Here is a 13,653-nt window from a genome sequence, read left to right on the forward strand (position 1 = left end):
CCATCAGAAGGATAGCAAAGTCTTTACATTTGAAATAGAAGAAAACGACCGCCGCCAGAGACGAAAACAACAGAAAAGTGGCACTTTGGCGGCGTAACTATGAACTTCAGCAGCGTAAAGTGGCACTTTAGGAGCAGAAAACATACACTTTTCTGACAGAAAACATTGCTTTTTCCATCCGAAAACATACTTTCCGCCGCCCCAAAACATACAATCGGATGCCCGTAGACAGGCTTCCGCCCCACTGAGAAGGCCTATTCAGCCCCGTTTTCCCCTCTATTTCAACCTCTCCATAAAAGGAGCCAGTCAGCAAAAAAAGCCATCAGACATCTTTTTGCCGATATTCAGCCATAATCTGCGACACTTTGTACTTTACCGAAACGTCACTTTTTCCCTAGCCTTCCCTCAATTTTCCGCCCAACGGCTTGCTTTTTTCAGAAAAAAACCGTATCTTGGACGAAAGAAAAACAGCTTATGGCCCAACCAAAACTACCGAATCTATCGGACAACGAACAGGCCCTGCTGTACCAGAAACTGAACCTGTACAACCGGGGCAGAGCCTCCTACAAGGAGGCCGGAGCCTATCTGGTCGTGCTTCCGCGCGAGGGAAAACCGCAGTACACTCTGTGGGTCTACTCTCCCCTGCCCAGCCGCCAGTCCATCTTCTACCTCTGCGACCTCTCGGCCGACGTCCACGAAGCCCTGCGCATGGCCAGCACCCTCTGCTTCTACTCCATCCGCAGCCTGTATCTGACGGAATACAACGCCAAGCGCATGCAGAGCAGGGGCGACGACCTTATCCCCTTCGGCAAGTACCGCGGCCACTTCCTTCACGAGATACTGAACATCGACCCTGCCTACCTGGGCTGGATAGCCTACAAGTTCGAACCACGCATCCCAAAGCAGGCACGTTTCGTGCTCATCGCCCGCATCTACCATTCCGCCTACCTGGACATCCAGCGCCGCAAGATGCACCAAAAGCCCACCGGCACTTTTCTGGGCAAGGAAGGCGACAGACTGGAAAACCTGACGCTGAGGGTCACCGCCGTGCGCGTGGAAGACAATCCCTACAAGACACGGGTGCGAAACGGCACGGCCTTCTTCTACGTACGCCAGCAGCTCCAGCTGAAGGACGCGTCGGGCAACTGCGTCGCGCTGACCGTCAATGCCCGCACGGCCAGCCGCCACTCCTGCACACTACCCGCCACCGAGCACGCCTATCAGGTGGGCGAAACCATAAAAATAGCCTCGGCACGGGTGGCCCGCACCTATATGGTGGGAGCTACACCTTGCACGAGGCTGCATTACGTCAGGCTTCAATGAACGATTATTTCTTCACGAAGCTGTCAGGATAGGTCGAACGGTTCACCTGCTGTCCACCAGCCAGATCGATCCACGTATCAAACGTACGCTGGCCTTCCTTCAGTACGATGACACGGGCACCGTTGGGCAGGTGGTTGTAGACGGTATTTCCGCCCGTATAGCGTCCGTAGGCCAGCAGGATGCCATGCCACATCACGGCATAGTCGTTGTCATGGTCGTGGCCCACGAAGACACCCATCACATCGCCCGCTTCTTTCATGGCAGTGAACATTCCCGTGTTCAGGGCAGGTGCACAAGCTTTTTCCATGCGTGTACCTATCAGGATGGCTCCTTCGCTGGAGGCAGCCTGGTTGTATTCAGGCAGCGGAATATGGAAGAAAGAAAGAGCAGGCAAGGGTTGGCCTCCGTTAGCCTCCGTAAACGCAGCGCTCTGGCGGCGGTAGTTCTCCACCTGATCGAACGTCAACCAATCGTACCCCTTCACATCCTTCAATTTGGAATAGGAATGGGAGTCGAAGAAATAGAGCACGGCGGCATGGCTTCCCTTGCCGTCGGACGACTGCACCGTCAAGGTATAATCAGGTGAAGCCTGCTCACCACGGTCAGGCATCAGACAGCCCGGCACAGAGCGAATGATATCATATAGCTGTGTGCGGGTCATGCCCTGCTCGTCGTCATGGTTTCCGAACGTTACGACAAATGGTACATTATGGGCCGACACCCGTTCGAGCACTGTACGCATTCCCTTGTCGGCCGGCTTGGCATAAATCACGTCACCTGTCAATACAACCAGGTCAGGACGCTCGGCCTTCAGCACTTCATCAATACGTTCCAACGCAATGTCCGAAGCTGAATTGCCATACTTGAAGTGAACGTCGGTAAACTGAACAATCTTGAACTCACCCGCCTCATTGAACTTCAAGGCTGATTTTTGGGCATACAAGGAAACAAGTCCTACGCCCATCAGAAACAGAAAAAACAAAACACGTTTCATAGAGATTTAAAATATATGATTATGAATAATAAAATCCCAGCACTTAGAGTTTTTCTACCAGTACTGTCGCATAAGCCGATATACCTTCTTCGCGACCAGTAAAACCCAGCTTCTCGGTCGTAGTAGCTTTGATAGAAACATCATCCACATCCACCCCCATCACGCAAGCCAAAGTCTGCTGCATCTCAGGAATACGTGCTTTCAGCTTAGGGCGCTCAGCACAAACGGTGGCGTCAATGTTGCCTACCTTATAACCCTTTGTAGCAATCAGCTCCACGGTTTTCTTCAGCAGTACTTTACTATCAATATTCTTGAACTCACCTGCCGTATCAGGGAAATGATAGCCAATGTCGCGCATATTAGCGGCTCCCAACAGGGCATCACAAATGGCATGTATCAGCACGTCAGCATCGCTATGCCCCAAAAGTCCTTTCTCGTGTTCCAAGCGAATACCGCCCAACCATAATTCACGGCCCTCCACCAACTGGTGAACATCGAAGCCAAAACCTACACGTATTTTCATAATTAAGAATGAAGAATTGATAATTGAAAATTCATCAGTACCCCTGCAGGGTAGTCTATCGGATATGGAAGTCAAGCAGTTTATCGTTGCCCAGGTAGCCCTCCAAATGTTGCCCTATGCTCACGGGGCCCACTCCTACGGGAGTGCCAGTATAGAGCAGGTCGCCAATCTTCAAGGTCATAAAACGACTGACGTAAGCAATAATGTCGTCCACACAGAACAACATATCGGCAGTACATCCTTGTTGCACAGTTTTTCCATCTATATCGAGATGAAAGTTCAACCGTTGCACATCGCCTCCAACCTCAGCCAACGGTACAAAATTACCAATAGCAGCCGAACCATCGAACCCCTTGCAAAGTTCCCATGGATTACCCACCTCGCGGAAACGGCGCTGCATGTCGCGAGCTGTAAAATCGATACCCACCGTCACAGCATCATAATAACGATGAGCGAAACGCGGCGCGATACACTTGCCCAAGCGACAGATGCGAACTACCACTTCGGTTTCATAATGCACTTCGTTCGAAAAATCAGGAAGGAAAAAAGGTTTGCCATCCTTCAGGATAGCCGAGTCGGGCTTCAGAAAAATCACAGGCTCCTTGTTTTCCTGTTCATGCCCTAGTTCACGATTGTGCAGGGCATAGTTCATTCCTACAGCTATAATCTTCATTACTTGATTTCGTTAAAGTTAAGGCGGTTAAACATTACCGCCAGATGAGCATAAAGCGAAGTATTCTGCACAACAATAGACTCTGGCACACGGATACGGAAAGGCGTAAAGTTCCACACGGCCTTGATGCCGCCCTCCACCATGTAGTCCGTTATTTGCTGAGCAATCTCAATGGGCACAGTCAGTACCCCAATATTCACATCGTACTCCTGCATTTTCTGACGGAAATCGTCGGTATGGAAAATGGGAATGCCATTCAGTTTCGTACCCACCAGCGAAGGATTGACATCGAAAGCCGCCACAATCTCCAGCCCAAAGTGACGCAGACCTGAATCATGAAGCAAAGCACCACCCAGACTTCCCACGCCAAAGAGAAAAGCCTTATGCAAATTAGTGAAGCCCAGAAAATCTTCCAGCACGGCAATCAACGTATCTACCTCATAACCCACCCGCGTACGTCCCGAAATATTGACATACGAAAGATCTTTAGCTATCTGCGAAGCGTCGATATTGATTTCTTTAGATATTTGAGTTGAGGAGACAAAACGTTCTCCCTTCTGTTTCAGCAACTTGACATTAGAAAGATACCACGGAAGGCGTCGCAACGTCGGCTCCGGCACCCGCAAGGACTCTCTATTCTGCAACAAACTGCTCATCGTTTTCTATAAATTTATCAGATTGTAATGGACAAAAGTACTGTTTTTTTTCCAATGTCCGAGAAAATGCGCAGAAAAGCTTAACATAAATTCTACGTCGGATTGGAAGTTTCATCTCAAAAGCGTACTTTTGATGCAAAATTTATAATCAACTCCCATAATGGCAAAAGACACCAAAAATAATGATTGGAAGGACCGTTTGAATGTGGTCTACTCTACTAACCCAAACTTCCAATACGAAACAGGAAATACAGAAGAGGCTGAAACCCTCTCTCCCAATCAGCAAAAATTGCGAGTACAACTAGATCGTAAGAACCGTGGGGGTAAAGTAGTGACCCTCGTTACCGGCTTTGTAGGCACCGACGATGATCTAAAAGAACTAGGCCGAATGCTAAAGAGCAAATGCGGTGTGGGTGGTAGTGCCAAGGACGGTGAAATCATTGTACAAGGCGACTTCAAACAAAAGGTTATCGAATTACTGAAAAAAGAAGGGTACACACAAACAAAACCCGTGGGATAAACGGACTAACACTATAGGATAGCCATAATGGCACATTCCATCACCTATGTTTTTCCCGTTCCGTATATTATTTGTATATTTGCAACGTATTTTCAGGAAATTCCCTAAAGCAATAATGAATATATTATGATATACCGTTTGCTTCATTTTTTTCTAAAGCTACTGTCATACATTCCTTTCCGTATGCTTTACATCTTGTCAGACGGTTTGTTCTATCCGTTATACTACATTGTTCGCTACCGTCGTAAGGTTGTACGAAAAAACTTAACGGAATCTTTTCCTGAAAAAAGTTTGTCTAAAATCAAGCAGATAGAAAAAAAATTCTATCACTATTTTATCGACATGACCCTAGAGAGCTGCAAGTTAGCTTCCATATCCCCCAAGAAGATAAAACAAAGAATGCAGTTCACAAATACAGAAGCTGTAAATTCAATGCTGAGACAAGGTAAATCCGTTTCCATCTATATTGGCCACTATGGAAATTGGGAATGGGTATCCTCCATGCCCTTGTGGTTGGAGAAGAGCGCAACAGGTATCCAAATCTACCATAAGTTACGCAACAAAAGTATGGAACAACTGATGATGCACATTCGAGAACGTATGGGGGGAACTTGTGTAGAGATGCACAAAACAGCCCGTTGCATCACAGAATTGGCCAATCGCCACGAAGTCTGCATTATTGGATTTATAGCCGATCAATCACCTAGAAAACAAGAATCACGTTTCTTCTTGCCTTTCCTGCATCACAGTACTCCCGTGTTGACAGGAACAGAAAAAATTACCAAGCATTACGGATTTGAGGCCTTCTACCTTGACGTAAAAAGGAAGAAAAGAGGTTATTACGAAGCCGAATTCACTCAGCTTCACGAAAATCTCCAATCACTGCCAGATTTTGAACTGACAACACTCTATTTTCAGCGACTAGAACAAACCATTCTGCGCCAACCGGAGTTATACTTGTGGACCCACAATCGCTTCAAGCACGCAGAAAAGCTGGAGACGAACAATTAATTAGAGCCTCAAGACCAAAAAGTTTTCACAGAAAGTTCTCATAATTATGGATATAGATTTTATCATCACATGGGTTGACATGAATGATCCAAAATGGCAAGCGGATTTTATGAAATACTCCGGTAATAAGGACAATACCAAGAACGGAGTCTCTGAAGCCCGTTTTCGCGATTACGGTTTCCTGAAGTATTGGTTCCGTGGAGTGGAGAAGTTCGCCCCTTGGGTGCGCAAGATACATTTTGTGACTAGTGGACAGAAACCAGAATGGCTGGATGAGAACAACCCTAAAATCCATTTGGTGAACCATAAGGATTATATTCCAGAGGAGTTCCTGCCCACTTACAATTCTGTGGTGATCGAACGGTATCTGCACAAAATACCCGACTTGGCAGAACACTTTGTCTATTTCAACGATGACTTTTACATTACGAGTACCATTGGAACAGAACGTTTCTTCAAAAATGGGTTGCCCTGCGACATTGCTACTTTCCTATACAACCCTTCATGGTCGCAATGGTATAAAAGAATTAAGAACAATCTGAAAATCATCAACCGCCATTTTGACAAGAAAGAGGTGATGAACCGCTTCCACGATAAATGGTTCCACAAAAGCTATGGTTCAAGAGCCCGCTGGAACTATATTCTGAAACCCTATAGCAAATTTATCACCCTCCGTACGCCACACAATGCACAACCCTATCTGAAAACCACTTTTGAAGAAGTATGGGCTGTCGCCGGCAAAGAACTGACCGAGACATCAGCCAACCGATTCCGTGCTCTGACTGACTATACACCAGAGCTCTTCCGTACCTGGCAAATCTGTCGGGGAAATTTTGAACCGTACAATACCTACAGAGACACCAAAATGTTCCCCCTCATGATACGGCCCAAACAGGCTGTAAAAGCTATTTATGAACAATCATACTCATTGGTCTGTCTAAACGATAATGTACATATTCGAAACTATGCACAAGTCATGGAGAATATACGAAACGCCTTTGAGCACATTTTACCGGAAAAGTCAAGCTTTGAACATTAATATGACCTAATCCTTTATAAATTAGCCATGAATAAAGTTCTTGCAGAAATTATAGCGGGGGTCATTCCCCACAAAATGACTAGAAACAGATGGCGCGGTCTTTTGCGCTATGGACTTTTCAATGCGATCAGACTGAAATATCGGATGAAGCATGACCACACTGTTCCACAATATTATCTGACGGTTTGTGCTATAGCCAAAAACGAAGGGCCTTATTTCAAGGAATGGATAGAATGGCACCACAAACAAGGTGTTGAAAAGTTTTATATCTACGATAACGAAAGTACAGATTGTACCAAAGAAGTACTTGAACCTTATATTAAGTCTGGACTAGTGGAATACCGTTATTGGCCCGGTAGAAAACAACAACTAGCTGCCTACGACGACTGCTTTGAAAGACATCGGACGGAAGCACGCTGGATTGCAGTCATTGACCTTGACGAATATATCGTACCGATAAAGGATCGAACAATTCCAGAATTCCTGCATCGCATGGAGGAATTCGCAGTCGTAGAAATCAATTGGTTAGTCTATGGCAGTGGAGGTGCAAAGACCCGTGAACCGGGAGGCATCATGGAACGTTTTCGCAAGCATTCTCTCCCCGAACATCGACTAAATACCCACGTCAAAAGCATTGCTGACCCACGCCGTGTCTGTACCATGATAGGATGTCATGAAGCAGCACGTATTTCGGGACGTCCAGCTGATTCCCATGGTATCCCCATCAAAAAACACTTTGGTGACCGTAAACCGCAACAGGATGTCATACGCATCAATCATTATGCAGTAAAGTCATACGAAGAATTCCTTGCCAAACGGGCACGCGGACGGGCACGGATCAACACACTACGAGACTTCAGTTATTTCGAGCAATATGACTTGAACGACATCGAGGAATAAAAAGATATGGATACATCTCGCACACTCGTGAAAGTGATTGTCCCAGTCTATCAAGAAAGATTGGAACAATATGAATGGATTTCTCTACGACAGAACCGACAAGTTCTAAAAGCATACCCATTTGTTTTCATCCGCCCAATGGGATTGGACATAAGTCAATTATTAAAAGAATTTCCAGGATGCCAAGAGGAAGCTTTTGATGATGAATATTTCCGTAACATTGCTGGATACAACCGCCTTATGATGTCAGCAGACTTCTATAGGCGCTTCCGTGATTCAGACTATCTGCTAATCTGTCAACTGGATGTTTTTGTTTTCCGTGATGAATTACTAGACTGGTGTAATGAAGGATATGACTATATTGGTGCACCGTGGCTAGTACCCATGCTTTTCCAACTGCCACTATTTAAACAATGGCGCAAATATTTCCACAACCGATACCGTACAGAAAAAGATTTCAAAGTGGGAAATGGAGGTTTCTCTTTGCGCAAAGTATCAAGTCATTTGCAAGCTACAGAACAGTTACAAGATGCCATTCATATCCATCAATCCCGACAAAAACACTTTTCTAACGAAGACTTATTTTTCGCAATTGAAGTAAACAAACATGGGATGAATTTTTCCTACCCCGATTATAAAAAGGCATTACAGTTCAGTTTCGACAAGTATCCTTCTCTTTGCTACAAAGAAAATAAGAACCGCCTACCTTTTGGTTGCCATGCCTGGTATAAAGAAAAGATGCAAAAATTCTGGTTTCCCATTATCTTTGGTAAAGAACGGATTACAGGAGGTAACGATAGTTCTTTCACTGCTAATCCATTGTCCATTTCACTTTAAAACAAATATTGATTACATTATCTTCAATTAACCGCAATCATAACAATGGCAACATACTACGGAAGAAAATACAGACTATTAGAATTTAGGCACTTCTTTAAAGAGCTCTTACTTACAATAAAAATCGCACTAAAATCAAAAGAACTTAACAAGCCGCAAGCCCAAAGTCCCATATATATTGCCATGATTGACGGACAATCATTCCATGGAGGGATGTGTGACAGGTTTAAGGGTATCATTTCTTTATATGCATACTGCAAATATCATGACATACCTTTCAGGATTAGATATACATATCCATTCAAGTTAGAAGACTATTTGTTACCAGCCACATACGATTGGATTCTTAAAAAGAATGAATATACAGACAACCCTAAATATTGCAGAGTGTTATATATGAGGGGGGAGCACCTTGCAAAAAGACTCTTAAAATTAAAAACAAACAAACAAGTCCACTATTATAGTAACAGGGATTGTTTAGAACATATAAATAATGCATATACAAATGGAAATAAGAATAGAAGGAAATTCAGATGGGGTGAATTGTTTTGTGAATTATTCCACCCAGGGCCAGTTTTAGAAGAACGAATTCTTTCTATAAAGAAAGAATTGGGTGACAACTATTACGCTGCAGTATTCCGCTTCCAAAATCTACTTGGTGACTTTCAAGAATATCATTTTAAATCCCTCAACAATAAAGATGAGGTAGAAAAACTCATCGAAAAATGCCTTGATTCCATAAAGAACTTAAAAGCCATGCACAAAGATAAAGCTTTATTAGTCACGTCAGATAGCATAACATTCCTGAAAAAGGCAGTCCAAATAGAAGGAGTGCACATCATTCCAGGAACTTTAATTCATATGGATGGGCAAAAGAATAACATTCCCCAAAATTCATACGAAATATATCTGAAATCTTTTATTGATTTTTATATGCTCAGCGAAGCCCAAAAAATTTATCGAATAGGAACTCCATACATGTACCCTAGCGAATTCCCTGTATATGCTGCTAAAATACACAACATTCCATTCGAAAGTATCACTATTTGACAATATGGATAAGAAGTATGACTATTTGATTGTCGGTTCCGGCTTGTATGGAGCAACTTTTGCCCATCTTGCTACCAAGCAAGGTAAACATTGCCTAGTGATAGACAAGCGTTCTCATTTGGGCGGTAATCTGTACTGTGAAAACGTAGAAGGAATAAACGTACATAAATATGGCGCACACATCTTCCATACCAGCAACAAACAGGTATGGGATTTTGTCAATTCCATTGTTGAATTCAACCGATATACCAATTCTCCTATAGCCAACTATAAAGGCAAACTATACAACCTGCCCTTCAATATGAATACCTTTTATCAGATGTGGGGAGTTACAACCCCTGCTGAAGCAATAGCAAAAATTGAAGAGCAAAAGGCTGAAGTAACAGCCAGAATGAGAAATGATGGGGTGACGATTCCACGTAATTTGGAAGAGCAGGCACAGATGTTAATAGGGAAAGATATCTATGAACGGCTGATAAAAGGTTATACAGAGAAACAATGGGGACGCAAATGTACGGAACTTCCAGCCTTCATTATCAAACGTCTGCCTGTCAGACTCGTTTTCGACAACAATTATTTTAATGACAAATACCAAGGCATTCCTATAGGTGGATACAACAAACTGATTGAAGGTTTATTGGACGGCATCGAAACAAAGATAGAAGTGGATTTCTTTGCAAACCGGTCTTATTGGGAAGGATTAGCAAATAAGATTGTTTTCACCGGAAAAATCGATGAATATTATAATTATCGTTTTGGCAAGTTGGAATATCGTACCGTACGGTTTGAAGAAGAGATACAGGATATGCCTAACTATCAAGGGAATGCAGTCGTCAACTATACAGATAGGGAAATCCCCTACACGCGCATCATCGAACACAAACATTTTGAAATGTTCGGCCAAGACGTATATAGCTGCCCTAAAACTATCATCTCCAAAGAATATTCTACAGAATGGAAAGATGGAATGGAACCTTACTATCCAGTAAATGATGAACGGAACAACAGTCTATACCAACAATACAAGGAACTGGCAGACAAAGAAGAAAAAGTTATTTTCGGTGGAAGACTAGCTGAATATAAATATTATGACATGCACCAGATCGTGGAAAATTTGCTAACACATTCCAACTTAGGATAAAATTACCTCCTTAAAACTCTTAGGCACGAATAACTCAGAATAACATAAATAGCAATTGCATTTATTCATAGAATTCTACCCCGTTCGTGCCTAAGAATATTAATAAATCATTTCTATTTTAAATCAGTAACACGAGAAACGACTTTAGATATGGCCCTGCTAAAATACCCTCCTTCAGACATCAAACCACTTACACGACGCACATTATCACACATCTGTTCATACTCATCCCGTGTTAAACACTCATAGATTTTCTTTATGTCACGTAAGGAATCAATGCATATTCCAACACCGTTTTCCTCTATAAATCCAGCCATTGCAGCCTCGCGCCATACAATAACAGGCAAACCACAACGAATATACAGAGAAATCTTATGAGGTGTATTGACCTTCAGATATTCTCCCCAATCTCCACTGCAGCTGTCAACCGAGTCTCCATCCCACACAAGTCCAAAATCTCCCTCAGCACTTTCAATCAACTTATCGGGCAACATAAAACCTTTTATCTCAAACTTTTCCGGACATTCTGCACTCGACTTATCAAATCCCTTGCCATACACATTCAAGGTATAACCTTCAACATAAGTTCCCAGTTCATATAGGAAATTGTTTTTCCGACGCGCCAATTGCCCGGCATACACGACTTTATGCAAAGGCCACGTTTTTTTCCGGTCCGGAGATTGGGAGCTAGACAAGAAATCAAATATGCGAAGAGGCTCTATAATTTTTTTTCCGTTATATCCTACAAATCCGTTATCACACAACCATTTACAAAAGGCTGGATTGTGACCGATAATTGCATCCGACTTATTCAACTGGCATATTTCCTCTTGAGGAGAACTATGTTTGTTACGAAAACAAATCAAATCGTGTAGCAATGTTATCACATTTGCTCCACGCATATGAGCCAAGCGGCAAATAATAGAATAATATTTCGTAGGATATTGTAAAATCAGTACGTCGCCTTTATTGACGTACAACAACATACGAACAACTATGGCGATCGTACGCACAAAATGGAACAACCGATTTTTAGTGATGCTATGGCGTTTCCCTGCTGGGGAAAATCCCAATTGATCCATAACCTGCTCAACGTCCAAACGAGCTTTGCTACCAGCATCATTGATGCGATTGGACTTATAGTCTCTAGATAAATAGTAGATCATTCAACAATATTAAAATGACTGTTTTCTATAGTTTTTGTTTAATCTCCGGATAATGTTCAAGAATTCTGTCAAGCGCTTTACGATTACGATCGTCAGCCGGATTGGTATTTACCGTTTTCAAGGAAATTTCTCCAGGTTTACCTATTTCTAAGGGCTTTCGTTTCCCATTGGGCAAAGGAACCACGTAAGTACCACGCGACACAGCTGCCAGCCAAAACCATACATCATCAACAGTAGGGGCTAACTCCATAAAAAGAGAGGGATCAAGCATTTTTTCGTCCAATGAATGAGGTGGATATAACACCCCACCCACACCCGTCTGCATTGCCAAGTGAGTACGATGGATTTTTTTAAAAACAAAATCATACCAATGGTATTTTCTCCATTTACGATAAGGAACATTTAATCTAGCCTTCCTTACACGATGTGCAACAATGGCATCGGGCACTCGTTTGTGCATGACAACCAAATCGTGTAACAGATCCGCATGATAAAGGATGTCATCATCAATAGTCACGATAATATCATTGGGAAAATCTCTCAATGCAGGAATCAATTTCTTATACGAACGTATCTCGGCAGGATCAAACCGAACTTCGAAAATCGAGCTTTCGGCCTTAAGCGCTTCGAGTTCCGGAGGAAGCACCTCGCCCGGGAATTTGTCCGTATCCAAATACAACACCAACTTATCGGGTAATAACGAACCTTCAAGCACTGAACGTATTGCCTGCACCGCATAAGGAATTGCTGCAGGAAACGAAGTTAATGAAACAATCACCTTCGGTCTATCATTCATTTTCTGATTGATTTGTTTTAATATCATATCCTATTCTTCTACCAACTTCAGGATACTTCTCCACAATCGCTTTCAACGCCGCCGCATTTCGGTCCATACCCGACTTAAAATTGGTGGTTTTCAACGACAATTCGCGTGGTTTTTCCAACCCTTTAGGTTTGTTATATCCAAAGGGAACAGGAACGATCGGAGTTCCATTAGCCACAGCTGCCGCCCAAAACCAAATATCGTCTGTTGTTGGAGCAATTTGGGTGAACAGATCCACATCCAGCATCTCCGATTTCAGAGAATGAGGTGGATACAACACTCCCCCTACGCCAGTCTGTATATTCTTAAAGCCAATATGTATCTTCCTCAGCACAAAACTATACCATCTGTATTTAGTCCATTTACGATAAGGAAGTCCTGGCTTCATACGTTTGGCCCGATGTGCTAATACCGCCTTGGGCAACTGCTCGTGTAAACGCAGTAAATCACGCAGCATGTGTTTATGATACGCGACATCATCGTCCACCGTAACAATTATTGCATCTGGGAAATCGTGCAAAGCCGGAATTAATTTCCGATATGAACGGATATCCCGATCATAGTTTCGTACTTCAAATATTGGATTTCTATCTGCCAGTTCAAGTAAGCTTTGTGGAACTCCATTTTCACCGAATTGTGAAACGGTAAGATAAAGCACCACTTTATCAGGAAGGACAGAACCTTCCAAAAGAGACAGAATAGCCCGTTCTGCATATGATATCGCAGCAGGAAAGGAAGTCATGGACACGATGACTTGAGGTTTGGACATATTCGCATTCATATTCTTCTTACCAAGTTGTTAATCCTTACAACAAAGATAATATAAAAAAGCGACAAACAGAGCCGGTTACATAAAAATCTCATCAATCACCAGCAACAGAACAACAAAAAAGAGGGTGTGTCGTAATACGCGATTCACCCTCTTTTCTTTATCAACGATAAGAGCGTTGTTAACTTTTTCAAGCAGCGATATTCTGAAGATAATCTCGATATTTTG

At 43.1% G+C, this 13,653-nt stretch carries 15 protein-coding genes; 8 read left to right on the forward strand and 7 right to left on the reverse strand.

Annotated features, from left to right (window positions below):
• Window positions 1-474: 474 nt before the first annotated feature.
• A complete protein-coding gene (locus HF894_RS05335; RefSeq protein WP_204971355.1) occupies window positions 475-1,323 on the forward strand; it encodes an exodeoxyribonuclease X C-terminal domain-containing protein in 849 nt (282 codons plus the stop codon).
• A gap of 4 nt (window positions 1,324-1,327) precedes the next feature.
• Here HF894_RS05335 and HF894_RS05340 read toward each other — a convergent pair whose 3' ends face one another.
• The 4 genes from HF894_RS05340 to HF894_RS05355 are packed head-to-tail and all read right to left on the reverse strand — an operon-like array spanning window position 1,328 to window position 4,169.
• Window positions 1,328-2,317 (reverse strand): metallophosphoesterase family protein, encoded by a 990-nt coding sequence (locus tag HF894_RS05340; RefSeq protein WP_204971356.1) that lies wholly within the window; start codon window positions 2,315-2,317, stop codon window positions 1,328-1,330.
• 43 nt (window positions 2,318-2,360) lie between these two features.
• Entirely contained in the window at window positions 2,361-2,840 is a 480-nt protein-coding gene (gene ispF / locus HF894_RS05345; RefSeq protein WP_204971357.1) for a 2-C-methyl-D-erythritol 2,4-cyclodiphosphate synthase, read from the reverse strand.
• Window positions 2,841-2,895: 55 nt separating this feature from the next.
• Window positions 2,896-3,513, reverse strand: coding sequence for a fumarylacetoacetate hydrolase family protein (locus tag HF894_RS05350; protein WP_075318574.1), 618 nt, complete (start codon window positions 3,511-3,513; stop codon window positions 2,896-2,898).
• Window positions 3,513-4,169: a redox-sensing transcriptional repressor Rex gene (locus tag HF894_RS05355; RefSeq protein ID WP_204969919.1), complete on the reverse strand. Its 657-nt coding sequence runs from the start codon at window positions 4,167-4,169 to the stop codon at window positions 3,513-3,515. The genes HF894_RS05350 and HF894_RS05355 overlap by 1 nt, the downstream gene beginning before the upstream one ends.
• Window positions 4,170-4,329: 160 nt before the next feature.
• Here HF894_RS05355 and HF894_RS05360 point away from each other — a divergent pair, with 160 nt between their 5' ends.
• The 7 genes from HF894_RS05360 (at window position 4,330) to glf (ending at window position 10,667) form a co-directional block, all read left to right on the forward strand.
• The gene (locus HF894_RS05360) at window positions 4,330-4,689 is read left to right on the forward strand and encodes a translation initiation factor (RefSeq protein WP_075318573.1); all 360 of its coding nucleotides are present in this window, start codon (window positions 4,330-4,332) and stop codon (window positions 4,687-4,689) included.
• Between the two features lie 126 nt (window positions 4,690-4,815).
• On the forward strand, window positions 4,816-5,700 hold the full coding sequence (locus HF894_RS05365) for a lysophospholipid acyltransferase family protein (RefSeq protein ID WP_204971358.1): 885 nt from the start codon (window positions 4,816-4,818) through the stop codon (window positions 5,698-5,700).
• A gap of 46 nt (window positions 5,701-5,746) precedes the next feature.
• Window positions 5,747-6,739: a Stealth CR1 domain-containing protein gene (locus tag HF894_RS05370; RefSeq protein ID WP_204971359.1), complete on the forward strand. Its 993-nt coding sequence runs from the start codon at window positions 5,747-5,749 to the stop codon at window positions 6,737-6,739.
• A 75-nt stretch (window positions 6,740-6,814) separates the two neighbouring features.
• Complete coding sequence (locus HF894_RS05375) at window positions 6,815-7,639, forward strand: glycosyltransferase family 92 protein (RefSeq protein WP_234984062.1); 825 nt, start codon at window positions 6,815-6,817, stop codon at window positions 7,637-7,639.
• A 6-nt stretch (window positions 7,640-7,645) separates the two neighbouring features.
• Window positions 7,646-8,476 carry a DUF5672 family protein gene (locus tag HF894_RS05380; protein WP_204971360.1) on the forward strand — a complete coding sequence of 277 codons (831 nt, stop codon included), beginning with the start codon at window positions 7,646-7,648 and terminating at the stop codon, window positions 8,474-8,476.
• Between the two features lie 45 nt (window positions 8,477-8,521).
• Window positions 8,522-9,526, forward strand: a complete 1,005-nt coding sequence (locus HF894_RS05385; protein ID WP_204971361.1) for a hypothetical protein — start codon at window positions 8,522-8,524, stop codon at window positions 9,524-9,526.
• Window positions 9,527-9,530: 4 nt separating this feature from the next.
• A complete protein-coding gene (glf, locus tag HF894_RS05390; protein WP_204971362.1) occupies window positions 9,531-10,667 on the forward strand; it encodes a UDP-galactopyranose mutase in 1,137 nt (378 codons plus the stop codon).
• A 113-nt stretch (window positions 10,668-10,780) separates the two neighbouring features.
• On the opposite strand, the gene HF894_RS05395 is transcribed toward glf, so the two are convergent.
• Genes HF894_RS05395 through HF894_RS05405 form a run of 3 tightly spaced genes read right to left on the reverse strand, consistent with a single transcriptional unit; the run spans window position 10,781 to window position 13,437 of the window.
• Complete coding sequence (locus HF894_RS05395) at window positions 10,781-11,833, reverse strand: hypothetical protein (protein ID WP_075318570.1); 1,053 nt, start codon at window positions 11,831-11,833, stop codon at window positions 10,781-10,783.
• Window positions 11,834-11,858: 25 nt separating this feature from the next.
• Entirely contained in the window at window positions 11,859-12,656 is a 798-nt protein-coding gene (locus HF894_RS05400) for a glycosyltransferase (RefSeq protein WP_246593135.1), read from the reverse strand.
• Window positions 12,622-13,437: a glycosyltransferase gene (locus tag HF894_RS05405; protein WP_075318568.1), complete on the reverse strand. Its 816-nt coding sequence runs from the start codon at window positions 13,435-13,437 to the stop codon at window positions 12,622-12,624. Before HF894_RS05405 ends, HF894_RS05400 begins: the two co-directional genes overlap by 35 nt.
• Between the last annotated feature and the right edge of the window lie 216 nt (window positions 13,438-13,653).

The organism is Caecibacteroides pullorum (assembly GCF_019239235.1).
In the GTDB taxonomy this organism is placed as follows: Bacteria; Bacteroidota; Bacteroidia; order Bacteroidales; family Bacteroidaceae; genus Bacteroides; species Bacteroides pullorum.

Bases quoted from the DNA above. Each gene is read 5' to 3' on its own strand.
- HF894_RS05335 (WP_204971355.1), top strand. From the start codon at position 475: ATGGCCCAACCAAAACTACCGAATCTATCGGACAACGAACAGGCCCTG.
- HF894_RS05340 (WP_204971356.1), bottom strand. From the start codon at position 2,317: ATGAAACGTGTTTTGTTTTTTCTGTTTCTGATGGGCGTAGGACTTGTT.
- ispF (WP_204971357.1), bottom strand. From the start codon at position 2,840: ATGAAAATACGTGTAGGTTTTGGCTTCGATGTTCACCAGTTGGTGGAG.
- HF894_RS05350 (WP_075318574.1), bottom strand. From the start codon at position 3,513: ATGAAGATTATAGCTGTAGGAATGAACTATGCCCTGCACAATCGTGAA.
- HF894_RS05355 (WP_204969919.1), bottom strand. From the start codon at position 4,169: ATGAGCAGTTTGTTGCAGAATAGAGAGTCCTTGCGGGTGCCGGAGCCG.
- HF894_RS05360 (WP_075318573.1), top strand. From the start codon at position 4,330: ATGGCAAAAGACACCAAAAATAATGATTGGAAGGACCGTTTGAATGTG.
- HF894_RS05365 (WP_204971358.1), top strand. From the start codon at position 4,816: ATGATATACCGTTTGCTTCATTTTTTTCTAAAGCTACTGTCATACATT.
- HF894_RS05370 (WP_204971359.1), top strand. From the start codon at position 5,747: ATGGATATAGATTTTATCATCACATGGGTTGACATGAATGATCCAAAA.
- HF894_RS05375 (WP_234984062.1), top strand. From the start codon at position 6,815: ATGACTAGAAACAGATGGCGCGGTCTTTTGCGCTATGGACTTTTCAAT.
- HF894_RS05380 (WP_204971360.1), top strand. From the start codon at position 7,646: ATGGATACATCTCGCACACTCGTGAAAGTGATTGTCCCAGTCTATCAA.
- HF894_RS05385 (WP_204971361.1), top strand. From the start codon at position 8,522: ATGGCAACATACTACGGAAGAAAATACAGACTATTAGAATTTAGGCAC.
- glf (WP_204971362.1), top strand. From the start codon at position 9,531: ATGGATAAGAAGTATGACTATTTGATTGTCGGTTCCGGCTTGTATGGA.
- HF894_RS05395 (WP_075318570.1), bottom strand. From the start codon at position 11,833: ATGATCTACTATTTATCTAGAGACTATAAGTCCAATCGCATCAATGAT.
- HF894_RS05400 (WP_246593135.1), bottom strand. From the start codon at position 12,656: ATGATATTAAAACAAATCAATCAGAAAATGAATGATAGACCGAAGGTG.
- HF894_RS05405 (WP_075318568.1), bottom strand. From the start codon at position 13,437: ATGAATGCGAATATGTCCAAACCTCAAGTCATCGTGTCCATGACTTCC.